The sequence below is a fragment of the Streptomyces sp. NPDC002742 genome (assembly GCF_042888885.1).
Taxonomy (GTDB): Bacteria; Actinomycetota; Actinomycetes; order Streptomycetales; family Streptomycetaceae; genus Streptomyces.
The window spans coordinates 102,581-124,526 of record NZ_JBIAQF010000021.1; the positions used below are offsets into that span (position 1 = coordinate 102,581).

The following is a 21,946-nucleotide window of genomic DNA, read 5'->3' on the forward strand; positions in this document are numbered from 1 at the left end:
ATGGGCTGTCTGACCCAATATTGATTCCGAGGTCCGGATTCTCAGCCTTCACACATCTCTTACTCAGCCCGGCTCAAAGGTTCCTCCATAGCTTTTGGCCGCGCCCACTGGGGCGCCAAGAACCTTTGAGGAACGGGATGTTTGGCATCTATCTCAAGCGTGAGCTGAGCCGGCGCAAGAAGGCGGCGCTGGTGATCGCCCTGGGTCTGGCGCTCGGTATCGCGCTGGTCATCACCGTCAACTCGGTGTCGGCCGGCATGCAGCAGGCCCAGGACAAGGTCCTGAAGTCGCTGTACGGGCTCGGCACGGACATGACGGTCACCAAGGCCCGGACGGCACCGACGAGCGGCTCCTCGGGCCGCCCGAAGTTCGACTTCGACGCCAAGTCGGACAGCAGCACGACACAGAGCTCGGACCGGGTGATGACCCAGGGCGGACAGTCCCTGAAGTCCTCGCTCGTCACCGAGGTCGCCGCGCAGAAGGGGGTCGCGAGCGCGGTGGGCGCGCTGAGCCTGAACGTCACCAAGGTCAACGGCTCCTTCACCCAGGGCAAGGCGAAGTCCTCGACGTCGAACTCCGGTCAGCAGGGCGGCCCCGGCGGCCAGAACGGCGGCGGCACCGGTGCGCCGCAGGTGCAGGGCGGCGGTGCCTCCTTCGACGTGAACTCGTACTCCGTCGCGGGCGTCGACGTGACCCACCAGGACCTCGGCCCGCTGGCCACCTCGAAGATCACCACGGGTAAGACGTTCACGGCCGCGCAGACCTCCGCGAAGGTCGCGGTGCTCAGCAAGTCGTACGCCAAGCAGAACAAGTACACGGTCGGCAAGACCTTCAAGATCTCCGGCACGAAGTACACGGTCATCGGTATCGCGACGCCCGACAGCAGCGAGTCGACCACCGACGTCTACCTGCCGCTGAAGCAGGCCCAGACGCTCGGTGACGCCAAGAACCAGGTCACCACGATCTACGTCAAGGCGACCGACTCGAAGCAGATCGCCACGGTCAAGGCGGCCATCCAGAAGAACATCTCCGGGACGACGGTCACCACCTCCGCCGACCTCGCGGACACCGTCTCCGGCTCGCTGTCGACCGCCTCCAACCTCGCGACGAGCGTGGGCAAGTGGCTGTCCGTCGCGGTCCTGATCGCCGCGTTCCTGGTGGCGGCGCTGCTCACCTCCTCCGCCGTCTCCCGCCGGGTGCGCGAGTTCGGCACCCTGAAGGCGCTCGGCTGGCCGTCCCGCAAGGTCACCCGGCAGGTCGTCGGCGAGTCGATCGTGAACGGACTGCTCGGCGGCGCGCTCGGCATCGCGCTGGGCCTCGGCGCGGCCTGCACCGTCACCGCGATCAGCCCGAAGCTGACGGCTGAGCTCGGCTCCACCGGCGGCGGTGGCGGCATGGGCGGCGGCCCCGGTGGCGGCGGCCCCGGCCAGCAGGCGGCCTCCGCGGCCAAGAACACCATCGACATCGCCCTCACCGCGCCGGTCTCGATGACCACCATCGCGCTCGCCGCGGGCCTGGCCATCACCGGCGGTCTGATCGCCGGCGCGATGGGCGGCTGGCGCGCCTCCCGGATGCGCCCGGCGGACGCGCTCCGCAGCGTCGCGTAACCCGCCCCCGGGCCACCCCCTTTTGAGCCGGGGCGCCGCGTCCACTCCCCCCGGGCCGCGGCGCCCCTCCCCTTCATCCTCGGAGAACCTCATGTACAAGCTCACCGGCGTCACCAAGCGCTACACGCGGGGCAAGGAGACGGTCGAGGCGCTGCGCGGCGTCGACCTCACCATCGAGGACGGCGACCAGCTCGTCATCCAGGGCCCCACCGGCGGCGGCAAGTCGACGCTGCTCCAGATGATCGGCGGACTCGACCGGCCGACCGCAGGCAGCGTCGAGCTGGACGGCGTGGACCTCGCCTCCATCAGCGAGGCCAAGCTGACCCGGCTGCGGGCCGAGAAGATCGGCATCATCTTCCAGTCGTTCAACCTCATCCCGACGCTGACCTCTCAGGAGAACGTCGAGACCGCCCTCGTCCCGCTCGGCGTGAAGCCCGCCGAGCGGCGCGAGCGGGCCGCCGAGGCGCTCCGCTCGGTCGGCCTCGGCGAACGGCTCACACACGTCCCGACCGAGCTGTCAGGCGGTCAGCAGCAGCGGGTCGCCATCGCCCGGGCACTGGTCAAGAAGCCGAAGGTGCTGCTCGCCGACGAGCCGACCGGCAACCTCGACGAAGGCACCCGCGACGACATCATGGGCCTGCTCGAAGGGCTGTGGCACGAGTACGGGCTGACCTTCATCATGGTCACCCACGACTCCTCCATCGCCCGCCGCGCCCCGCGCCTCGCGACCATCAAGGCCGGGCAGATCAGCCTGACCGAGCAGGGCGGCGCCCGCCGGGCCACCCCCGGACCGTCCGCCCAGGCGCCGGAACAGCAGCAGTACGCGCAGCAGTTCGGTGCCGCTCAGGGCTACTGAGACCCGGGACAGCGGCCGGCCCAGGGCCACCGAGCCCCGCCCCCCGGCCGCCGTCACGCACCTCCAGCACGCGCCCTCCGTACGCCCCGCGCCTCCAACACGCGCCTCCGTACGCTCCGCGCGCCTCCTGTACGCCCGACGCGTCCTCCGTACGCCCCCGGGCCGCTCACCGTCCGAGCACGCCGTCGACCTCGGTCAACCGCGCGGCAGTGAGCGGCCCTCGGCGATCGCCCCCCGCGTTCTCCTCGGCCTGGGCGACCGGGCGACCACGCAACCGGGCGGAAGCCCGTACCGGCGCCTCGCCGGTACGGCGGACGGTTACGCCTGGCCGGTCTCGAAGCGGCTGATCCTGCCGCCGTCGTCGACGATGAAGCTCCACTTCGTCTTCATCTCGCCCCAGGTGTCGTTGCTGTACCGCACGAGGAGGGAACGCCCGCCGTTGGACTCGTTGTCGACGTCCATGTAGCCGCGGGAGGAGAAGATCTCCCGGTCGGTCCAGTCGGTGAGATCACGGTCGGAACCGTCGTCGGACATGGTGGCGCCGGGCGCGAGAAGCGCCTCGAAGGCGTTCCGGTCATGGGCGTTCACCGCGGAGACGAAGGCCCGGACGGCCGGGTCACTGAGCTTCGCTACCTGGATTGTCATGGGAGCCAGACTCACACCGGTCCCGGACGCCCGCCACCCGAACAGCCGCGCGGGCACGCCGGGTCCGTCCGATCGGTGCGACGGTGGTCACCGGGGAGGGAACCGTTGCCGCTGTCTGCACTGGGAGTCACCGTGACCTGTATCGACCGGCGTGATCTGGGACTGCTGCTGCTCCGTCTGAGCACGGGCGGCGTACTGGCCGCGCACGGAGCGCAGAAGCTGTTCGGCTGGTTCGGCGGAGGCGGCATCGAAGGCACCGGAGCGGCCATGGAGGCCATGGGCTACTCGCCGGGGAAGACCAGTGCCAGGGCGGCGGGCCTCGCGGAGGCGGGCGGCGGCACGCTGCTGGCGCTGGGCCTCGCCACACCCGCGGCGGGCGCCGCGGCGGCCGGCGCGATGGCGGGCGCGGCGGCGGTGCACGTACCGAACGGGTTCTTCGCAATGAACGGCGGCTACGAGTACACGGCGTCGCTCGGCCTGGCCGCGGCGGGCCTCGCGGTGACGGGTCCGGGCCGGCTGTCCCTCGACCATCTGCTGGGCCACGCGGTGAACCGCGGCTGGATGGTGCCGATCGCCCTCGGTACGACGGCGGCGGTCACCGCGGTCGTCGTGGGCACCCGGAACAACCGGGTGCGCAAGGCGCGCGAGGGGGAACAGGAAGCCCTGTTCGACGAGTAGGAGTCCCCTGCGCGCGCTCGTGCCGGACGCGCGCGAGGTCTTCAACGCCCACCTGGCGTCCGTCTCGCCGACCGCTCGCTCGGTACGCCTCCGGCTCCCCCGACTCCCCCGACTCCCTGACGGGAAAAGGGACTCGCCGGACCGGTTCGGCGCCGTGTCTGCGGTGACCGGAAGTGTTCACTCCGCGGATGCGTACGCGCGGTGTGGAGTTGGCGATCACAGCTCAGCCTTCTCGTCGACGCAGAGCCGACGAAAGGGTCCCCGTGCAGGACTACGTTTTCACCACAGGCCGCAGGACAGTCGCCATGATCGGTGGTGTGCTGACGCTCACGGCCGTGGGTCTGGGAAGCCAGGCACAGGCGGCGAGTTACGGCACGCCGAGCCTTTCGCTGTCGGCCACGTATCTGTCGGGCGCGGTGGGCGCGACCGGCGATCCGGCCGTGAACGTGACCGTCGCACAGAGCGGGGCGGACGCCGCCGCGCTCACCGTCACGGTGACCAAGAGCAGCAAGACCGCGGTGGCGACCACGGCGGACGTCAGCGTCACCGGCACGGGCGCCACCCGCAAGGTCGTCGTCGCCGCGCGCGGCGAGGGCTACACCGACCTCACCGTGAAGGTGACCGGGGTCGACGGCCAGACGGCCACCAAGACCCTGCACTACGCCGCGTCGGCCGCCGTCCAACTCGCCTCCGAAAGCCGGTACTTCACAGGTTCCAGCGACGCCTCGGCGGCCGTCGACGCGGGCGGCGGCTACACGGTCGTCGCGGACGACGAGTCCAACGTCCTTCGTCTGTACGACCGTTCCGCGTCGGGCGCTCCGGTCAAGACCTGGGACTTCTCCTCGAACATCGGCGCCTCCAAGGAGATCGACATCGAGGCCGCCACCCGCGTCGGCAACACGATCTACTGGACGGGCTCGCTCGGCAACAACAAGGACGGCGAGTACAAGGCGGACCGCAACACGGTCTTCACCACGACGGTGACCGGCTCCGGCGCCTCGACCGCCCTGACGTACGGCCGTTCGTACAAGAAGCTGCGGGACAACCTCGTCGCCTGGGACAAGGCGAACAACAACCGCTACGGCTTCGCGGCGGGCACCGCGGACGGCGAGATCCCGAAGGAGATCAACGGGTTCAACGTGGAGGGCCTGGAGTTCGCGCCGGGCTCGACGACCACGGCCTACGTCGGCTTCCGCGCCCCGCTGGCCCCCGCGGTGACCGGCGGCAAGGCCCTCATCGTGCCGGTCACCAACTTCGACAAGGTGCTGAGCAGCGGCACGGCGGCCACCTTCGGCACGCCGATCGAGCTCGACCTCGGCGGTCTGGCGATCCGCGACATCCGCAAGAACGCGTCGAACCAGTACCTGATCGTGGCCGGTTCCTGGGCCGCCGACGACAACTCGGACCCGTACGCCCTCTACTCCTGGGACGGCGACCCGGCGCACGCGCCGGTCAAGCGCCTGGACCTGCCCACCTCGGACCCCGGCGGCTGGGAGGCGATCGTCGACGTCCCCGACCTCACCGTCTCCGGCGCCCGCGCCCAGCTGATCACCGACGACGGCTCCGCCGATCTGTACGGCGACGGCACGGAGGCCAAGGACCTCACCCACGCCGAGTGGAAGAAGTCCCGGGCCACCTGGTTCACGGTCACGAACTGAGGAAGCGGCGGCACCCGAGGGGAAGTCCGTCTGCCGGCCAGGAGCCAGGAAACCCCCAGACATGCCGAAGGGCCCCGACCCAGGTCATAGGACCAGGTCGGAGCCCTGAGGGCAGACGAGTCGGGCTGTACGCCGGGTTCTGTCGCCCGGTCGCCTCGCGGCGGCCGGGGAGACGGCCATCCATCTAGGGCCGGCGTTGCCGCCGGCCTCGTGCGGTCTACCCGCGGACTCGGGCGGGCAGCCCTCGAACGTCCGCGCAGAGCCGCCTTCTCTTCCGGGAGAGCGGCTCCTCTTGACCTTGCTCCGGGTGGGGTTTACCTAGCCGCCTGAGTCGCCTCAGGCGCTGGTGGTCTCTTACACCACCGTTTCACCCTTACCGGGAACCGGAGTTCTCGGCGGTTTACTTTCTGTGGCACTGTCCCGCGGGTCACCCCGGGTGGCCGTTAGCCACCACCCTGCCCTGTGGAGCCCGGACGTTCCTCGGGAAGGTCCACAAGAACCTCCACGCGGCCGTCCGCCCGGCTCGTCTGCCGTGTCGACCATGGTACCGGGCGGACCGGACGCCGAGGACCGGCGGTCGCCGTGGCCAGGACCGAGCCCGCCAGGATGAGGGCGAAGGCGGCGAGGATTCCGGGGGTCAGGCGTTCGTCGAGGAAGACGGCTCCCGCCGCGACCGCGACCGCCGGGTTGACGTACGTGATCACCGTCGCCCGGGTCGGACCCGCCTCCTTGATCAGTTCCAGGAAGGCCACGAAGGCGACGGCGGTGCAGACGACACCCAGGCCGGCGAGGGCGGCCAGGACCTGTCCGGACGGTATCGCTTCCGGCCGGGTGGCCGCCGCCGCCGGGGCGTAGACCAGCGCCGCCAGGGCCAGGCAGGGGGCGGTGAGGTGGAGCGACGGCACGTCCTTGAGGTGGCGGGCGGCGATGACCGGCGCGGTGGCGTAGCCGACGACCGTCAGCAGCACCTCTACGAGCGATCGGGCGTCGCCGCCGGTCAGGTGCGGGGCCGTGAGGACCGCGACGCCGGTCAGGCCGAGCGCGAGGCCCGCGACGCGCCGGGTGCCGAGGCGTTCCGTGTCGCCGAAGAGGCGGGCCGCGGCCACGCCGACGATCGGCACCCCGGCGATCAGCAGGCCCGCGGTGGAGCTGGAGAGGTGGCGTTCGGCGTCCGTCAGGGTCCACCAGGGGACCATGATCTCGATGATCGCGAAGGCCAGCATCGGGCGCCAGTGGGCCCGTACGGTCCGGGTCAGGCCGCCCTGGCGGATCGCGAAGGGGAGCAGCAGCAGCGCGCCGACCGCACAGCGCGTGAACACCACCACCGACGGGGACACCTCGTCCACCGCCACTTTGATCATCAGATAGGGGATGCCCCAGATCACTCCCATCAGGGAGAACAGAAACCAGCCGCGTGCAGTCATGGCGGCAGTCTGGGTCACGGTCGGGTGGGGCGTCTTGAACGCTGTTGCGCGCCGACGACGGCGACTGACCGTCTGCCTCACCGCGACCGGAACACGCTCGCGCGGTACGCCGCCGGTGTCACCCCGAGCACCCGGCGGAACCAGCGGGTCAGATGCGCCTGGTCCGCGAAGCCCACGATCCCGGCGACCTCGGCGGGGCGCAGTCCGGACTCCAGGAGACGGCGGGCCCGGTTCACCCGGTGCTGGGCCAGCCAGGCGTACGGCGGTATCCCCATGGCCGTACGGAAGGCACGCAGGAGCTGGTAGCGGGACAGGCCGAGGTCCGTGGCGAGGGAGGCGAGGGAGGGCGGGTCCTGGAGTTCGTCGGCGAGGCGCTCCCGTACCGCGTCGGCTATGTGCGCGGCGCCCGGGATCTCGTCGCGGTCCGGGCGTGCCGTGGAGTGGCGCCGGGCGAGCGCGGCGAGCAGCCACGGGAAACGGGACTCGGCTTCCAACGGGTCGGGGCAGGCGCTCAGTTCGGTGTGCGCGGCGCGCAGCGCGGCGGCGAGTTCGGGGTCGTCGAGCAGGGGCTCGCGGAAGTGCGGGAGGCCGCCGACGGCGCCCTCGGAGAGCAGGGACGGCTCCGCGTACAGGGCCCGGTAGGCGTAGCCGTCGCATTCTGCGGGACCGCCGGTGTGCATCTCGCCGGGGGCCAGCACGACGATGGACCCCGGGCCGGTCCGGATGTGGCCGCCCCGGTAGTCGATGATCTCCGAGCCGCCGACGCAGACGCCGATGGTGAACTCGTCGTGGGTGTGCGGGGCGTAGCGGTGCCGGTCGAAGCGGGCGGTCAGCAGATCCAGGGGCCGGCCGTCCCGGCCGAGGATGGCCCGGGTCCAGCGGGCCTCTTCCTTCACGGGTGTTTTTGCCGGTTCCTTCACTGCTGTTTCTGCCGGTTCCTTCACGGGTGCTCCCGCGTGTGCCTTCGCTGACACGGTCGGCCCGTGCGGCACGGACGCCGTCGGCCCCCGCCGTACGGTCGCGGTCGTCTCTCCCCGTCCGGCCATGGCCGCCTCTCCCCCTCGCCGCCGCGTTTGTGCGGTCGCTCCCAGGAGGTGAACACGCGCGTCCCCCGTTTCCATGCCTGCGTTCGCTCCCGGGATCAAGCGGGTGCGAACTGCACCTTCGCCGTTCCGGGGTCCGCCTGGGTGAGCCGGACCCGGAGGCGTTCGCCCAGGGGCAGCTCCGTCGTGCCGCCCGCGATCCGGGCGAAGACCGCCGGGGACTCCAACTGCACGGTGCCGACCGTGGGTTCGTGCTCCTGTACGTCCACCACGTAGGCCTCGAAGAGGTCGCCTACCCGGTCCTTGAGCAGCGCGGCCTCGACGAGGTCGACGCACTCGCGCTCGACGGTGCCCGCGCGCCGGCTGCCCTCCGCCATCTCCTTGGGCAGGGCGTCGAGAGCCGCGAGGACCCACTCGGGGGACGGCCCACCGGCGGCGGCCGCGAGGCAGATCTCCGAGACGTAGCGGTCGACGAGGCGGCGCAGCGGGGCCGTGCAGTGGGCGTAGGGCGCGGCGACGGCGGCGTGCGCGGTGACCTCGGGGAGCACCCCGTCCCGGAAGACGGTGTACCCGGCGCCGCGCAGCAGCGTCGTGCACTCCTGGAGGAAGGCGGCGTGGTGCGGCCGGTGCGGGTCGAGGGAGCGGATGAGCTGCGCGTACGAGACGTGGTGCGGCCAGTCGATGCGCAGGGCCCGCGCGGTGCGGCGCAGCCGCCCGACCGCCCCGTCCGGCGCGGCGGGCAGCGTCCGCAGTACTCCCGTGCCGTGCGCGAGCATCAGGTCGGCCGCGGCCATCCCGGTGAGCAGGGAGATCTGCGCGTTCCAGCCCTCGGCGGGCAGCGGGGCCCGGTAGGCGAGTTCGTACGTCCCGTCCTTCTCGACGATCTCCTGCTCGGGCACGTTGAGCGAGATGCCGCCGCGTTCGACCTCCAGGGCCTCGCGCAGTTCGCCGATGACCTTGAGCAGGGCGAGCGGTTCCTCCGCCGTGCCCGCGTCGATCTGCCCCTGCACCCCCGCGTAGTCCAGCTTCGCTCGGCTGCGGACCAGGGCGCGGCGGACGCCGGTCGTCTCCGTACGGCCGTCCGGGTCGAGGTCGATCGTCCACAGGACGGCCGGACAGGTCTGGTCCGGGAGGAGGCTCGCGGTGCCCTCCGAGAGCTGGGGCGGGTGGACGGGGACCTTGCCGTCCGGGAAATAGAGGGTCGTCACGCGCCGGTGCGCCTCGGCGTCCAGGGCTCCGCCGGGCGTCACGAAGGCTGCGACGTCGGCGATGGCGTACTGGACGCGGTAGCCGCCCCTCTCGCGGCGTGACAGGTGCATCGCCTGGTCGAGGTCGTCGGACGTCGGCGGGTCGATGGTGAAGAGGGGGATGTCCGTCGCGTCGTCCGAGGGCAGGCGGGGTGGCCGCCCGGCCTCCGCGAGGACCTCGGCGGGGAAGCTCCCGGGCACACCGAGCGCGACCCGCAACGCGCCGAGGGCGGCTCGCAGCGGGGCCTCCGGGGCACCGGTGACGCGGACGTGACGGCGAGGCATGGGTCGAGCGTAGGCCGGGGTCAACGGTTGAGCACGCCGAGCGGGGCGGCCGGGGGCGACCATTGAACACGCCCGGCGGGCGTGCCGGGGGCTGCCGATACCGCCGGGCACGGCGGCCGGCCGGTCCCGGCGGGCCCGGCGGGGCAGGCCCCCAACGGGTCCCCCTGGCGGGGGGCCGGGCGACCCTCCGAGGGGTCACCGAGGGGGACCCGGCGGATGCCCGGACGGGGCCAGGCTCAGGGTCCGAACGGGGCCCGGCTCAAGGACCGGACGGGGCCAGACTCAAGGACCGGACGGGGCCAGACTCAAGGACCGGACGGGGCCAGACTCAAGGACCGGACGGGGCCAGACTCAAGGTCCCCCCGACGGGGCCCGCGGGTCCGGGTGAGGGGGCAGGACCGGGTGGCGGAGGCGGCCCGGTCGTACCCCGTAGGCTGGCGCCGGGCCATATCCACCGTGAGGAGAACCAACCGTGCTCGTGCTGCTGCCGCCCTCCGAAGGCAAGGCACCCTCCGGCCGGGGAACCGCGCTCAAGCCGGAGTCGCTGTCCCTGCCGGGTCTCACGGAGGCGCGCCGGGCGGTCCTCGACGAGCTGGTCGAGCTGTGCGTGGCCGACGAGGAGAAGGCGCGTGAGGTCCTCGGACTGAGCGAGGGCCTGCGCGGCGAGATCACGAAGAACACGGAACTGCGGACCGCCGGTGCCCGCCCGGCCGGGGAGATCTACACGGGGGTCCTGTACGACGCCCTGGACCTGGCCTCGCTGGACACCCCCGCCAAGCGACGCGCGGGCCGTTCGCTGCTTGTCTTCTCCGGGCTGTGGGGCGCGGTACGGGTGACCGACCGGATCCCCTCGTACCGCTGCTCCATGGGCGTGAAGCTGCCGGGCCTCGGGGCGCTGGGCGCGCACTGGCGTACGCCGATGGCCGACGCGCTCCCCGAGGCCGCGGGCGACGGGCTCGTGCTGGACCTGCGCTCCTCGGCGTACACGGCGGCGTGGAAGCCCAAGGGCGAGGTCGCGGAACGGACGGCGACCGTACGGGTGCTGCACGCGCAGACGGTGAACGGGGTCGAGAAGCGTTCCGTCGTCAGCCACTTCAACAAGGCGACGAAGGGCAAGATCGTCCGCAGCCTGCTCACCGCGAGTGCGGCGCCGAAGAACCCGGCGGAGCTGGTGGAGGCGCTGCGGGACCTCGGATACACGGTGGAGGCCGAAGCGCCCGGCAAGGCCGGCAGGCCGTGGGCGCTCGACGTGGTGGTGCGGGAGATCCACTGAGCGGCAATCCGCTTCCCCGGCATTGCCGTTGCAACATGCGCAACGACCTTTGCGCATGCTGAACACCACGGGCAGGATGTGGGCATGGCTTCGTCATCGCCCCCGTCTCCGCATGCCTCCGTCCTGGATCTCGCGCCCGTCGTCCCCGTCGTCGTGGTCGAGGACGCCGCTGACGCCGTGCCGCTGGCGCGGGCGCTGGTCGCCGGTGGACTGCCGGTGATCGAGGTGACCCTGCGGACCCCGGCGGCGCTCGGCGCGATCCGGGCCATCGCGGACGCGGTGCCGGACGCGGTGGTGGGCGCGGGCACGGTCCTGACGCCGGAACACGTGGCCGAGTCGGTGGCGGCGGGCGCCCGCTTCCTGGTCAGCCCCGGCTGGACGGACGTACTCCTCGACGCGATGAAGGCGTCCGGGGTGCCGTTCCTGCCGGGGGTGTCCACCACCTCGGAGGTGGTGGCGCTGCTGGAGCGGGGGGTGCGCGAGATGAAGTTCTTCCCCGCGCAGGCGGCCGGCGGCACGGCATACTTGAAGTCACTGGCGGGGCCGCTCCCCGAGGCGCGGTTCTGCCCGACGGGAGGCATCGGCCCCGATTGCGCGCCGGACTATCTCGCGCTCTCCAACGTGGGCTGCGTGGGGGGCAGTTGGATGCTTCCGGCCGACGCGATCGCCGCGCGGGACTGGCGCCGGGTGGAGGCCCTGGCGCGCGAGGCGTCGGCGCTGCGCCGTTAGCCACGGCCTACCGCCGCTCAGCCCACCGCCCACCGCCGCTCAGCCCACCCTCGTTCAACCCAGGCTCGCTCAGTTCACCTTCGCTCAGTTCACCCGGACGACCACCTTTCGGAACGGGTTCCCCGCTCAATTCCCGGCAAGGTATGACGAGTACTCCCGTGCCGGTGCCGTACCCGTGACGTACAACTGATCGCATGACGACCGGCATCTCCACCGAACCCCCGCCCTTCGCCCGGGAGCTGCTCCGCTGGCGGCACGCGCGCCGGGTGAGCCAGTTGGAGCTCGCCTCCCGCGCGGGCACGACACAGCGGTACGTCAGTTTCATCGAGCGCGGGCGTTCGGTGCCCGGCAGAGAGATCGTGATCAGGCTCGCCGAGTCGCTGGGACTGACCCTGCGGGAGCGCAACGCGCTGCTCCTGGCGGCCGGTTACGCGCCCGCGTTCACCGAGTCGGCGCTCGACGCGGCCGCGCTGAAGCCCGTACGGGAGGCGCTGGACAGCATCCTCGAAGGGCATCTGCCGTATCCGGCGGTGGTGGCGGGACCCCGTGGTGAACTCGTCGCGGCCAACGCGGCGTTCGACGTCCTGACCGAGGGGGCCGCTCCCGAGCTGCTGGAACCGCCGGTGAACGTCCTGCGGCTGGCGCTGCATCCGCGCGGGATGGCGTCGCGGGTGGTGAACCTGGACGCCTGGGGGCAGCACATCGTGGAGAACCTGCGGGCCCGGTCCCTGCGCAGCCCCGATCCGCAACTCGACCGGCTGGTGGCTGAGTTGACGGAGTACGTACCGGCGAGTGAGCCCGGCGCGGACTATCTCGGCTTCGCCGTGCCGCTGCGACTGCGGTGCCCGGAGGGCGAGTTGAGACTGCTCACCACGCTCACGTCGTTCGCGACCGCGGTGGACGTCACGCTCGCCGAGCTCCATCTGGAGGCGTTCCTCCCGGCGGACCGGGAGACCGCCGGGATCCTTCGCGGCCGCGCCGCGCGGCGCGGCCGGCCCGCGTCCCGCTCAGCGCAGATGTGAGGTGTCGTTGAACAGCCGGACGCTCGCGTTGCCGTCCGCGTAGTACGCCACCGCCGAGAGGGACGCCGCCGACAGTTCCATCCGGAACAGGGACTCCGGCGGGGCGCCGAGGGCCAGTCGTACGAGGGTCTTGATCGGGGTGACGTGCGTGACGAGCAGGACCGTGCGGCCCGCGTAGGAGGCGATCAGCTTGTCGCGGGTGGCCGCCATGCGGTGCGCCGTCGCGGCGAAGCTCTCGCCGCCGCCGGTCGGTTCGGCGTCCGGTGAGGCGAGCCAGGCGTTCAGGTCGTCGGGGTGGCGTTCGCGCACCTCGCCGAAGGTCAGCCCCTCCCAGGCGCCGAAGTCCGTCTCGCGCAGGCCGTCCTCGATGACGACGTCGAGGCCGAGCCGGGCGGCGACGGCTCCCGCGGTCTGCCGGGTCCGGGCCAGCGGAGAGGCCACGACGGCCTGGATGGTGCCGCGCGCCGCCAGCGCGGCGGCGACCCGCTCCGCCTGCTCTCGGCCGACGTCGGACAGGGACGGATCGCTGCCGCCGCTGCCCGAGAACCGCTTCTGCGGGGTCAGCGGGGTCTCACCGTGCCGCAGCAGGACGAAGGTGGCGGGGGCGCCCATGTCGGGTGCGGCGCTCCAGCCTGCGGCCGGCGTGGTGGTCGGGGTGGCGGCCACGTTTCTCGCAGCCCGCTGATCGTCGCCCGCCTTTCCGGCTCGGCCGACGTGTCCTGGGCCTGCAACCGCCTTGCCGGCTTCGCCCCCGGGAGACGGGGTGCCACCCGTGGCCGCCGGCCGACTGCCGCCCGTCGCGGGCTGGTCGCGCAGTTCCCCGCGCCCCTCACCGGGCGTTTCGCCGCGGGTTTCTTTCAGGGCCGCTCGGGCCTTTGCCGCGCCCTCTGCAGCGTCGCCGGGCGGGCCCGTCGGCTCGGGGGTCGCGAACCGCGCCGCCCGCGCGTCCAGTTCCGCCGTCGACGCCGACGGCGACCACGCCTCGCCTCGCTTGCCGGCGTCCATCGCCTCGTTGGCCAGCCGGTCCGCGTGCTTGTTGCGCTCGCGCGGCATCCACTCGTAGGTGACCTGGGACGGCGGGAGAATCCGGGCCGCCCGCGCCGCCAGGGGCTTCATGTCCGGGTGCTTGATCTTCCAGCGCCCGGACATCTGCTCGACGACGAGCTTGGAGTCCATCCGGACCCTGACCCGTGCGGTCGCGTCGAGGTCGCGGGCCGCCTCAAGGCCGGCGACCAGGCCCCGGTACTCGGCGACGTTGTTGGTGGCGACGCCGATGTACTCGGCGCGCTCCGCCAGCGTCTCCCCGGTGGCCGCGTCGATGACCACGGAGCCGTAGCCCGCGGGCCCCGGGTTTCCCCGGGAACCCCCGTCCGCCTCGACGATGAACTCCCGCACGCGCCGGACTCCCTACAGGCCGGACTCGGACGTACGCACGAGGATGCGGTGGCAGTTCTCGCAGCGCAGCACGGTGTCGGGGGAGGCCGCCTTCACGTCGTTCACCTCGGTGATGTTGAGCTCCAGGCGGCAGCCCTCGCAGCGGCGCTGGTAGAGCCGGGCGGCGCCGACGCCACCCTGCTGGTCACGCAGCTTGGTGTACAGCTTGAGGAGATCGGCGGGCACCGAGGCGGCGATGACCTCGCGCTCCTTGGTGACCGTGGCCGCCTCGCCGTCGAAGTCCTCGAAGGCGGCGTCACGGCGCCCGGTCGCGTCGTCGATCTTCGCCTGGACGGAGGCGTCACGCTCGGTCAGCTCGGCGACCCGCTCCTGCGCGGACTCTCGGCGCTCCATGACCTCGAGGACGACGTCCTCCAGGTCGCCCTGCCGCTTGGCGAGGGAGACGATCTCTCGCTGGAGGTTCTCCAGGTCCTTGGGGGAGGTGACGGCACCCGAGTCGAGGCGCTGCTGGTCGCGGACGGCGCGCTGACGCACCTGGTCGACGTCCTGCTCGGCCTTGGTCTGCTCGCGGGCGCAGTCGCTCTCCTCGGTCTGCGCGGCGACGAGCAGGTCGCGCAGCTGGGTGAGGTCCTTGTTCAGCGACTCGATCTCGGCGTGCTCGGGCAGCGACCTCCGCTTGTGCGCGAGCTGCTGCAGGCGGGCGTCGAGGGTCTGGACGTCGAGAAGTCGGATCTGGTCGGCGGGCGCGGCGTTCAGTTGGGGGCTCCTGATGTGTCGGTGTGTGAGGCCGCGTGGGCGGTCCAGGGGTCGGTGACCGTCCGGGAGACGTGGACGCGCAGTCCCCATCCCTTCCGGTCGGAGATCTCGTCGAGCTGGGCGGCGGCCAGCTCGCACCAGGGCCACTCGGTGGCCCAGTGCGCCGCGTCGAGCAGCGCGAGAGGACTGTGGGTGTGATCCGCCATGACCTCCGACACCGGGTGGTGCCGCAGGTCCGCGGTGAGGAAGGCGTCCACGCCGGCGGCGCGCACGTCGTCGAAGAGGCTGTCCCCGGAGCCGCCGCTGACCGCGACGGTCCGCACCAGCGTCTCGGGGTCGCCCGCGACGCGGATGCCCTGCGCGGTGGCGGGCAGCCGCTCGGCGACCCGCGCGGCGAGCTCGCGCAAGGTCAGCGGGTGGTCCAGTTCACAGACGCGCCCGAGGCCACGGCGGCCCTCGGGGTCGGTGGGGTCCGGCACGAGCGGTCCTACGACCCGCAGGTCCAGCGCACCGGCCAGGGCGTCGCTGACTCCCGGATCGGCGCGGTCGGCGTTGGTGTGGGCGACGTGCAGCGCGATGTCGTTCTTGATGAGCGTGTGCACGACACGGCCCTTGAACGTGCCGGCCGCGACGGTCGTCGTACCGCGCAGATAGAGCGGATGGTGGGTGACGAGCAGGTCGGCGTCCAGCTTCACCGCCTCGTCGACGATGTCCTGGACGGGGTCGACGGCGAACAGAACGCGCGTGACGTCCTGGTCGGGGTCGCCGCAGACGGTGCCGACCGCGTCCCACCCCTCGGCCCGCTCCGGAGGCCAGAGGGCGTCGAGCGCGGCGATGACTTCAGACAGACGGGGCACGGGGAAAGGCTACCTGCCTTACGTCCCTGTCCGACCGGTCGCGGGCCACGGGGCCGGTCCTCGGGCGGCGGGCGGAACGCGGTTCCCGTCGCCCCGGCCCCCTCTCCCCACCATCGTTCAGCACATCCGCCCCGTTCCCTCAGGCGAATCCCGACATGGCCACCCTTATGTGTGAAGCAGCAGCCCGTCGCTTCCCCGTCTGTGCGTGCGAAAACTACCTTCGTCGCCGGAGGTGACCGAACGATGACGGCCGGTGCGACAAGACCCGTGATGCAGAGCGAGCGCGAGAACGGCGCGGAGTGCGGTGACGACGCGAGTCGGTGGGCCGCCCGTCCCGTCTGCGTGATCACGGCCGACGGCACCTACGGGGCACGGCTCGCCCGCGACGGTGAGTCCTGGTACCCGGAGCGCTGGACGCTGGACGGCCCCGAGCCGTACGCCGTTCCGTTGCCCGGCCCGCAGCCGGAGGAGCCCGGCACCGAAGTGCTGCCGCTGACCGACGGCAGGGTGCTGATCCATCGCGCGGACGACGGACGCCACGCCTTCTCCCTCCTCTACCCGACCGGGCCGGGCACCGGCGAGCTCCCGCTCGGTGCGGTGGAGTGTCCCGACGTCGGCACCGTGCTGCGGCTGCTGCCGCCCGCGCCGGACGGGGAACGCGCGTACGCCCTGGCGGTGGGCCGGGGTTCGACGGCCGTGTGGCTGGTGGCGGGCGGCGCGTTCGGCCCCGAGCATCTGGCCGAGGTGCCGGGCCACTGCTCGGGAGGGGTGTGGCTGGACCACACCGGACGCCTGCTCGCGCTGGACCGCTTCCAGAACGGCCGCACCAAGACCGTGGTCGTCGACCTGGAGCGCGGCGGAGAGGTGTCGCCGCTTCTCCAGATCGCGGAGCACAGCAACGACCGGCTCCTCCTCGCGGACGCGGACAGCGGACTTCTGCTCATCCGTTCCGACGCGCCGTCCCCCGGACGGGACCGGCTCGGCTGGGGCGTCCTCGGCAGTGCCCTGCCCGTCCGCTTCCCGGACTGTCTGACCGCGACGGGCTGTTCGATCACCCCGTTCGCGATCCAGCCCGGCCAGGTGCTGATGCCGGAGTCCTGCGGCGTCGCCCTGCGCGTCGACGGACCGGGCGGCACCTGGGTGGGCCTGTGGCGCCCGTCCGAGCGCCGGATCCACCATCGCCCGGCGCCCGAGGGCTGGTTGCCCGGCACCGGTCTGTGGACCCCGGAGGGGGTGCTCCGGCTGCCGTACGCCACGGGGGTCGTCCCGTGCGGTGTCGCACGGCTGGGGGCACCCGAGGGGGCGGGGGAGCCGGACACGGGGGATCCGGCTCCCCCGGCACGCCCCGCGCCGCGCCCGGTCCCACTCCAGCAGGCGCCCCTGAAGACCGACCGGCCGACCGGTTCGCCCCACCCGGCCACAGGAGCCGGCCCGTCCCGGACGGCTCCGGTCCATCCGACCCTGAGCACGCACGCCGTTCGCGCCCCGAGGGGCGAAGCGATCCGCGCCGCCGACGGCGCCGGGGCGTCGTACGCCGGTGCGGGCCACGCTCCCGAGGGCCCGGAGACGCTGTCGACGGTGACGAGCCTCACCGCCAGGACCGTACCCGCCGAGGCGTGGCGGGCCGATGCGAACCCCGGCGGCGGGCCGGCCGGGGCGCTCCCGCCCGCCGTACGGCTCACCACCGGGAAGACCGAACCGCTCCGCCCCGACACCCGACCCGCCCCCGAGAGCGCCGCAGCCGAGACGTCCGCACCGGTCCCGCCCCAGCTGAACCGCTGGACCAGGGTGTCCGAAACACCCATGACCGAGCCGAGGCTCCGGACCAGGGGCACCGAGACATCCGCGACCGAGCCCGGCCTCTGGACCAAGGTCGCCGAAACACCCCCACCCGGCATGAGCCTCAGATCCAGGGCCGACGGAACGCTCCCGGGCGGCATGACCGTCCGCGTCGAAACGACCGAACCGCTTCCGCCGGTCATGAGAATCGGTGGCGGTGCGGCTGCCGACGCCGAAACCGCAGCCGCAGCCGTTGCCGGTTCAGGCGCCGGTGCTGCTGCCAGTGCCGACTCCGACTCCGACAGGATCGCGCCCGCCGGGCCGCTCACGCCCGTCACGGGCCACGGCTCCCGGACCGCCGAACCCCTCCCCGCCGTCGCCGGCCCCGGCCACAGGGCCACCGAACCCCTCCCCGCCGTCGCCGGCCCCGGTCACGGGACCGGCCGGCGGCTCCCGGCCGCCGCACGCCCCGGCTCCGCGCCCGCCGAACCGCTGCCTCCCGCGGAGCACTTCTGGACCAGAGCCGTCGAAGCACCCACGACCGAGCCGAACCCCTGGGCCAAGGTCGCCGGAACACCCACGACCGAGCCCAACCTCTGGACCAAGGTCGCCGAAACACCCCCACCCGGCATGAGCCTCGGCGTCAGGGCGGACCGAACACTCCCGGCCGACACGGGTCTCGGGGGCGGCAACGGGATCGGGAACGGGAACGCGCCTTCGGCCTTCGGGGAGTTCAGGGGCCAGGTGGCCCTGCGGACCGCGGTGAGCCGTCCGGGGTTCGAGGCCGAACCGGCCTCGGCGCTCGCCGCCGTATCGCAGGCGCCCGCGGCGTTCCAGGAGGACACCGGTCCCCGGACCCCGCAGCCCGCCCGCCGGGCTCTCCACGCGGGTCCGGCCGGCGTTGGTCCGGCCAACGTGGGTCCGACCAACGCCGGTCCGGCCGGCGCCGGCACCGGTCCGCTGCGGCAGGCCGGTCCGGTGTCACGGGACGAGGCCGCCCCGCCCGCCGGGAGTGCGGGTGCGGGTGCGGCATCCCGCACGGACAGGGAGGAAAGGGGCGGAGTGAGTGAAGAAACGTCACCCTCCGACTCCCGCTCGATGACCGCACGTTAGAATCCCCCGGCTGTAAAGAAGGATCTTGCATACGGGGTGAACACTTCAATGAACGACTTCAGCACCATGGAAGCACCGGGCACGGACGTCCACGAGACGTCGGCGACCCGGCCCGAAGGCCACGGCAGACACCGCGGTCCGATCTCCGGCCACGACGACGAGGCGACCCCCCAGGGCCGCCACCGCAAGCCGTCCGGCCAGTCGGCCATGAAGGCCTGAGGGGCGCGGGACGACACGTCGGGCAGGACATCGCCCGACAAGGAACGAAACGATACGAACAACAGGCACGACGCCCAAGGACGGCACGGCCGACACACACGACGGCCGGACGGACCCCAAGGCACGCCGAACCGGCATACGGCCCCGCTCGCACCACTTGGCGAGCGGGGCCGTATCCGTGTCGGGCACTCGCCGAGCTCTTCCTCCGGCACTGTCTGCCGCAGCTCCGGCGCCCCTCCCCTGTCCACCGACGGCCGACCGCTCAGCGGGGAGAGCCCGCCCGGTCCCGCTTGAGCCCCAGTACCTCCGCCGCGGCGAACGTCTCGCCGCTCGGCCGGTCCGCGTAGTACGGGGTGAGCAGGGCGTCGAGTTCGTCGTGGCTGAACGTGTCCTGCTTGCTGTCGAACTTGGCGGCCACCCGCGGCCGTTCGACGACCGCGACCATGCCACCGTGCACGACGAGGAGCTGGCCGTTGACGTGTGCGGCGGCGGGTGAGGCCAAGTAGCCGACGAGCGGGGCGACATGCTCGGGTGCCAGCGGGTCGAGGCCGTCGTCGGGCAGTCCGAATCCGGCGAAGACGTCCTCCGTCATACGGGTCCGGGCGCGCGGGCAGATGACGTTCGCCGTGACGCCGTACTTGGCGAGCGCCAGCGCCGTCGAGGTGGTCAGACCGACGATCCCGCCTTTCGCGGCCGCGTAGTTGGGCTGGCCGGCGGATCCGGCGAGGAACGCCTCCGAGGAGGTGTTCACGATGCGTCCGTAGACGGGCCCGTCGGCGGCCTTGGAGCGGGCCCGCCAGTGCGCGGACGCGAAGTGGGTGGTGTTGAAGTGGCCCTTGAGGTGCACCCGGATGACCGAGTCCCACTCGTCCTCGGTCATCGAGAAGACCATCCGGTCACGGAGGATGCCCGCGTTGTTGACGAGGACGTCCAGTTTCCCGAACTCGGCGACCGCCGACCCGACGAGTTCGCGGGCCTGTTCGTGGTCGGCGACGTCCCCGGTGTGGGCGACCGCCCGACCGCCCGCCGTACGGATCTCGGCGGCGACCTCCTCGGCGGGGGTGGCCGAGGCCACGCCCGAGCCGTCCCGTCCGGGCTGCCCGTAGTCGTTGACGACGACGGCCGCGCCCAGCCGGCCGAGTTCCAGCGCCTCGGCCCGGCCGAGCCCGCGCCCCGCGCCGGTGACGATCGCGGTGAGCCCTTCAAGTGGCAGTGACATCAGGGTCCTTAACGGTTGTCGTGGAGGTCCTCAGCCCTGGTCGTGGCGGTCGGCGGGGACAGGAACCCCCGGCGGCAGCGGGAATCCTGGGCGGTCGCGCGGGTCAGATCTCGATGCACGTCCGCAGCGCGGTGCCCGAACGCATCTGGTCCAGCGCCTCGTTGATCTCGGCGAGCGGCACCCGGTGGGTGATCAGGCCCGCGAGGTCGATGCGGCCGGCGCGCCACAGGGCGATCGTGCGCTCGTAGGAGCGAAGGACGTCCCCGCCGCCGTACATGGAGGGCAGGATGCGCTTCTCGTCGAAGAACAGCTCGAACATGTTGAGCTGGAGGAAGTCGTCCATGGCACCGGCTCCGACGACGACGAGGGTGCCGCCGCGTCGGGTGTGGTCGTAGGCGGTGCGTGCGGTCGCGGACCTGCCGACGACCTCGAAGACGTAGTCGAAGCCCTCTCCCCCGGTCACCGACTGCTTGGCGTCGGCGAGTCCGTCGGGCGAGACGGCCCTGGTGGCGCCGAAGCCGAGCGCCGCCTCCCGGCGCGAGGCGACCGGGTCGACGGCGACGATCTCGGCGGCCCCCTTGAGCCGGGCACCCTGGATCGCGGAGATGCCGACGCCTCCGCAGCCGATGACCGCGACCGATGAACCGGCTTCCACGTCGGCGGTGTTGAGGGCGGCGCCGAGTCCGGTGGTGACGCCGCATCCGATCAGCGCGGCGATGTCGAAGGGCACGTCGTCGGGAATGGGGACCGCGCAGCCCGCGGCCACGACCACCTCCTCGGCGAAGGTGCCGGTGCCGGCGAAGCCGAAGACGTCACCGCCGGGACGCCTGAAGTTGGGGGTGCCCGCGTTCATGAATCCGGCCAGGCACAGTTCGGTCTGGCCACGCTTGCAGGCGGGACAGGCGCCGCAGGCCGGGAGCCAGCAGATGACGACCCGGTCACCGGGCTTCACATGGGTGACGCCCTCGCCGACCTCGGTGATCTCGCCGGCGCCCTCGTGTCCGGGTACGAACGGCGCGGGCTGCGGCAGGACGCCGTTCATCGCGGACAGGTCCGAATGGCACAGCCCGGTGGCCCGCACCCGGATGCGCACCTTGCCTGGTCCGAAGCCCACCGCCTCGACGTCGTCGAGGACTTCGAGTTTGTCCTGGCCTATCTCGTGCTGTACGGCTGCGCGCATGGTGCGGCTCCCCTCAGGACGGTTCGTGCGAGTGTCAGACGTGATCGACGACGGTGTCGGCGAGGACCGGCGCGTCGTCCCGTTCGACCGCGCTCACCGCCACCTGGACCCCGCCGTCCCGCAGCCACATCCGGATGCGCAGGGTCTCGCCGGGGTAGACGACTCCGGCGAAGCGGGTGGTGTACGAGCGGACGCGGGTCACATCGCCGCCGAGCAGGGTGTCGACGACGGCCTTGAGCGTCATGCCGTACGTGCACAGTCCGTGCAGGATGGGCCGGTCGAATCCGGCGAGCTTGGCGAACTCGGGGTCGGCGTGCAGCGGGTTCCGGTCCCCGGACAGGCGGTAGAGCAGGGCCTGGTCCTCGCGGATCGGGCGTTCCACGGTTCTGTCCGGTGGTCCCGTCGGCGCTTCGAGGCGGGTGCCGGGGCCGCGGTCGCCGCCCCAGCCGCCTTCGCCCCGTACGAAGATCTGGGCGTCGTTCGTCCACAACGGGCCCTCGGCGTCCGCCACTTCGGTGCGCATGACGAGGACGGCGGCCTTGCCCTTGTCGTAGACCGCGGCGATGCGCCCGGTGGCGGTCGCGGTGCCCTCGGTGGGGATCGGGCGGTGCAGCCGGACGGTCTGGCCGCCGTGCAGGACGCGGGCGAGGTCCACGTCGACGCCGGGCATGGAGAGGCCGCTGATCACGCCCGGCGAACCGGCGCCCGCGACGGTGGCGAAGCTCGGCAGGACGTGCAGCCTGGATTCGAGGGTGTAGCGCAGCTCGTCGGGGTCGGTCGCTGGCACGCCCGCGCCCAGGCCCAGGTGGTAGAGCTGGACGTCCTTGGAGGTCCAGGAGATCTCTCCGGTCCGCGGTTCCGCTGCGACGGCCTTGGCGGCGTCAATGGGCATGTGGCTCCTGACTCGACTGCGCGAAAGACCTCGGTGCGGCCGTCCGCACCGTCGGCCGCACCGAGGTCG

At 72.4% G+C, this 21,946-nt stretch carries 17 protein-coding genes, 1 other RNA gene and 2 pseudogenes; 9 read left to right on the forward strand and 11 right to left on the reverse strand.

Annotated features, from left to right (window positions below; all coding sequences use genetic code 11):
* The first annotated feature begins 137 nt into the window (after positions 1 to 137).
* Together ACFYW8_RS31690 and ACFYW8_RS31695 are read left to right on the forward strand one after the other, a co-directional pair.
* A complete protein-coding gene (locus ACFYW8_RS31690) occupies positions 138 to 1,607 on the forward strand; it encodes an ABC transporter permease (RefSeq protein WP_389084883.1) in 1,470 nt (489 codons plus the stop codon).
* Between the two features lie 91 nt (positions 1,608 to 1,698).
* Positions 1,699 to 2,463 (forward strand): ABC transporter ATP-binding protein, encoded by a 765-nt coding sequence (locus tag ACFYW8_RS31695; RefSeq protein ID WP_365872789.1) that lies wholly within the window; start codon positions 1,699 to 1,701, stop codon positions 2,461 to 2,463.
* A 318-nt stretch (positions 2,464 to 2,781) separates the two neighbouring features.
* On the opposite strand, the gene ACFYW8_RS31700 is transcribed toward ACFYW8_RS31695, so the two are convergent.
* Entirely contained in the window at positions 2,782 to 3,108 is a 327-nt protein-coding gene (locus tag ACFYW8_RS31700; RefSeq protein ID WP_389084890.1) for a nuclear transport factor 2 family protein, read from the reverse strand.
* A gap of 132 nt (positions 3,109 to 3,240) precedes the next feature.
* Here ACFYW8_RS31700 and ACFYW8_RS31705 point away from each other — a divergent pair, with 132 nt between their 5' ends.
* Both ACFYW8_RS31705 and ACFYW8_RS31710 read left to right on the forward strand, forming a co-directional pair.
* Positions 3,241 to 3,786: a DoxX family protein gene (locus tag ACFYW8_RS31705; protein ID WP_389084895.1), complete on the forward strand. Its 546-nt coding sequence runs from the start codon at positions 3,241 to 3,243 to the stop codon at positions 3,784 to 3,786.
* A gap of 305 nt (positions 3,787 to 4,091) precedes the next feature.
* Complete coding sequence (locus tag ACFYW8_RS31710) at positions 4,092 to 5,444, forward strand: hypothetical protein (protein ID WP_389085105.1); 1,353 nt, start codon at positions 4,092 to 4,094, stop codon at positions 5,442 to 5,444.
* Positions 5,445 to 5,556: 112 nt separating this feature from the next.
* Here the strand turns inward: ACFYW8_RS31710 and rnpB are convergent.
* The 4 genes and pseudogenes from rnpB to ACFYW8_RS31730 form a co-directional block, all read right to left on the reverse strand.
* An RNA gene (gene rnpB / locus ACFYW8_RS31715) (RNase P RNA component class A) lies at positions 5,557 to 5,970 on the reverse strand.
* Between the two features lie 70 nt (positions 5,971 to 6,040).
* Positions 6,041 to 6,868 (reverse strand): annotated as a pseudogene (locus ACFYW8_RS31720) (DMT family transporter); the annotation flags it as partial.
* 77 nt (positions 6,869 to 6,945) lie between these two features.
* Positions 6,946 to 7,764 carry an AraC family transcriptional regulator gene (locus ACFYW8_RS31725; RefSeq protein ID WP_365873139.1) on the reverse strand — a complete coding sequence of 273 codons (819 nt, stop codon included), beginning with the start codon at positions 7,762 to 7,764 and terminating at the stop codon, positions 6,946 to 6,948.
* A 245-nt stretch (positions 7,765 to 8,009) separates the two neighbouring features.
* Positions 8,010 to 9,443 carry an RNB domain-containing ribonuclease gene (locus ACFYW8_RS31730; RefSeq protein ID WP_389084901.1) on the reverse strand — a complete coding sequence of 478 codons (1,434 nt, stop codon included), beginning with the start codon at positions 9,441 to 9,443 and terminating at the stop codon, positions 8,010 to 8,012.
* Between the two features lie 472 nt (positions 9,444 to 9,915).
* On the opposite strand from ACFYW8_RS31730, the gene yaaA reads away from it, so the two are divergent.
* The 3 genes from yaaA to ACFYW8_RS31745 all read left to right on the forward strand — a co-directional run bounded on the left by yaaA (position 9,916) and on the right by ACFYW8_RS31745 (position 12,467).
* Entirely contained in the window at positions 9,916 to 10,716 is an 801-nt protein-coding gene (gene yaaA, locus ACFYW8_RS31735) for a peroxide stress protein YaaA (protein ID WP_389084906.1), read from the forward strand.
* An 84-nt stretch (positions 10,717 to 10,800) separates the two neighbouring features.
* The gene (gene eda / locus ACFYW8_RS31740) at positions 10,801 to 11,445 is read left to right on the forward strand and encodes a bifunctional 4-hydroxy-2-oxoglutarate aldolase/2-dehydro-3-deoxy-phosphogluconate aldolase (RefSeq protein ID WP_389084910.1); all 645 of its coding nucleotides are present in this window, start codon (positions 10,801 to 10,803) and stop codon (positions 11,443 to 11,445) included.
* Positions 11,446 to 11,639: 194 nt separating this feature from the next.
* A complete protein-coding gene (locus ACFYW8_RS31745; RefSeq protein WP_389084913.1) occupies positions 11,640 to 12,467 on the forward strand; it encodes a helix-turn-helix domain-containing protein in 828 nt (275 codons plus the stop codon).
* Here the strand turns inward: ACFYW8_RS31745 and ACFYW8_RS31750 are convergent.
* Genes ACFYW8_RS31750 through ACFYW8_RS31760 form a run of 3 tightly spaced genes read right to left on the reverse strand, consistent with a single transcriptional unit; the run spans position 12,453 to position 15,475 of the window.
* Entirely contained in the window at positions 12,453 to 13,862 is a 1,410-nt protein-coding gene (locus ACFYW8_RS31750; protein ID WP_389084918.1) for a bifunctional RNase H/acid phosphatase, read from the reverse strand. The two genes, ACFYW8_RS31745 and ACFYW8_RS31750, sit on opposite strands and share 15 nt — an antisense overlap.
* 12 nt (positions 13,863 to 13,874) lie before the next feature.
* Positions 13,875 to 14,618, reverse strand: a complete 744-nt coding sequence (locus ACFYW8_RS31755; protein ID WP_389085113.1) for a zinc ribbon domain-containing protein — start codon at positions 14,616 to 14,618, stop codon at positions 13,875 to 13,877.
* Positions 14,615 to 15,475 carry a Nif3-like dinuclear metal center hexameric protein gene (locus ACFYW8_RS31760; RefSeq protein WP_389084923.1) on the reverse strand — a complete coding sequence of 287 codons (861 nt, stop codon included), beginning with the start codon at positions 15,473 to 15,475 and terminating at the stop codon, positions 14,615 to 14,617. The genes ACFYW8_RS31755 and ACFYW8_RS31760 overlap by 4 nt, the downstream gene beginning before the upstream one ends.
* 270 nt (positions 15,476 to 15,745) lie before the next feature.
* On the opposite strand from ACFYW8_RS31760, the pseudogene ACFYW8_RS31765 reads away from it, so the two are divergent.
* Positions 15,746 to 16,858 (forward strand): annotated as a pseudogene (locus tag ACFYW8_RS31765) (hypothetical protein); the annotation flags it as partial.
* 1,557 nt (positions 16,859 to 18,415) lie between these two features.
* Positions 18,416 to 18,586, forward strand: a complete 171-nt coding sequence (locus ACFYW8_RS31770; protein ID WP_389084928.1) for a hypothetical protein — start codon at positions 18,416 to 18,418, stop codon at positions 18,584 to 18,586.
* A 262-nt stretch (positions 18,587 to 18,848) separates the two neighbouring features.
* Here the strand turns inward: ACFYW8_RS31770 and ACFYW8_RS31775 are convergent, their stop codons facing one another.
* The 3 genes from ACFYW8_RS31775 to ACFYW8_RS31785 all read right to left on the reverse strand — a co-directional run bounded on the left by ACFYW8_RS31775 (position 18,849) and on the right by ACFYW8_RS31785 (position 21,877).
* The gene (locus ACFYW8_RS31775) at positions 18,849 to 19,805 is read right to left on the reverse strand and encodes a 3-oxoacyl-ACP reductase (protein WP_389084932.1); all 957 of its coding nucleotides are present in this window, start codon (positions 19,803 to 19,805) and stop codon (positions 18,849 to 18,851) included.
* A gap of 103 nt (positions 19,806 to 19,908) precedes the next feature.
* Positions 19,909 to 20,985: a Zn-dependent alcohol dehydrogenase gene (locus ACFYW8_RS31780; RefSeq protein ID WP_389084937.1), complete on the reverse strand. Its 1,077-nt coding sequence runs from the start codon at positions 20,983 to 20,985 to the stop codon at positions 19,909 to 19,911.
* A gap of 34 nt (positions 20,986 to 21,019) precedes the next feature.
* Entirely contained in the window at positions 21,020 to 21,877 is an 858-nt protein-coding gene (locus tag ACFYW8_RS31785) for a MaoC/PaaZ C-terminal domain-containing protein (protein ID WP_389084944.1), read from the reverse strand.
* Between the last annotated feature and the right edge of the window lie 69 nt (positions 21,878 to 21,946).

Excerpts from the sequence above, each read along its gene's own strand:
- ACFYW8_RS31780 (WP_389084937.1), bottom strand. The coding sequence starts at position 20,985 with ATGCGCGCAGCCGTACAGCACGAGATAGGCCAGGACAAACTCGAAGTC.
- eda (WP_389084910.1), top strand. The coding sequence starts at position 10,801 with ATGGCTTCGTCATCGCCCCCGTCTCCGCATGCCTCCGTCCTGGATCTC.
- ACFYW8_RS31695 (WP_365872789.1), top strand. The coding sequence starts at position 1,699 with ATGTACAAGCTCACCGGCGTCACCAAGCGCTACACGCGGGGCAAGGAG.
- ACFYW8_RS31710 (WP_389085105.1), top strand. The coding sequence starts at position 4,092 with ATGATCGGTGGTGTGCTGACGCTCACGGCCGTGGGTCTGGGAAGCCAG.
- ACFYW8_RS31700 (WP_389084890.1), bottom strand. The coding sequence starts at position 3,108 with ATGACAATCCAGGTAGCGAAGCTCAGTGACCCGGCCGTCCGGGCCTTC.
- ACFYW8_RS31730 (WP_389084901.1), bottom strand. The coding sequence starts at position 9,443 with ATGCCTCGCCGTCACGTCCGCGTCACCGGTGCCCCGGAGGCCCCGCTG.
- ACFYW8_RS31690 (WP_389084883.1), top strand. The coding sequence starts at position 138 with ATGTTTGGCATCTATCTCAAGCGTGAGCTGAGCCGGCGCAAGAAGGCG.
- ACFYW8_RS31775 (WP_389084932.1), bottom strand. The coding sequence starts at position 19,805 with ATGTCACTGCCACTTGAAGGGCTCACCGCGATCGTCACCGGCGCGGGG.
- ACFYW8_RS31770 (WP_389084928.1), top strand. The coding sequence starts at position 18,416 with ATGAACGACTTCAGCACCATGGAAGCACCGGGCACGGACGTCCACGAG.
- ACFYW8_RS31745 (WP_389084913.1), top strand. The coding sequence starts at position 11,640 with ATGACGACCGGCATCTCCACCGAACCCCCGCCCTTCGCCCGGGAGCTG.
- ACFYW8_RS31785 (WP_389084944.1), bottom strand. The coding sequence starts at position 21,877 with ATGCCCATTGACGCCGCCAAGGCCGTCGCAGCGGAACCGCGGACCGGA.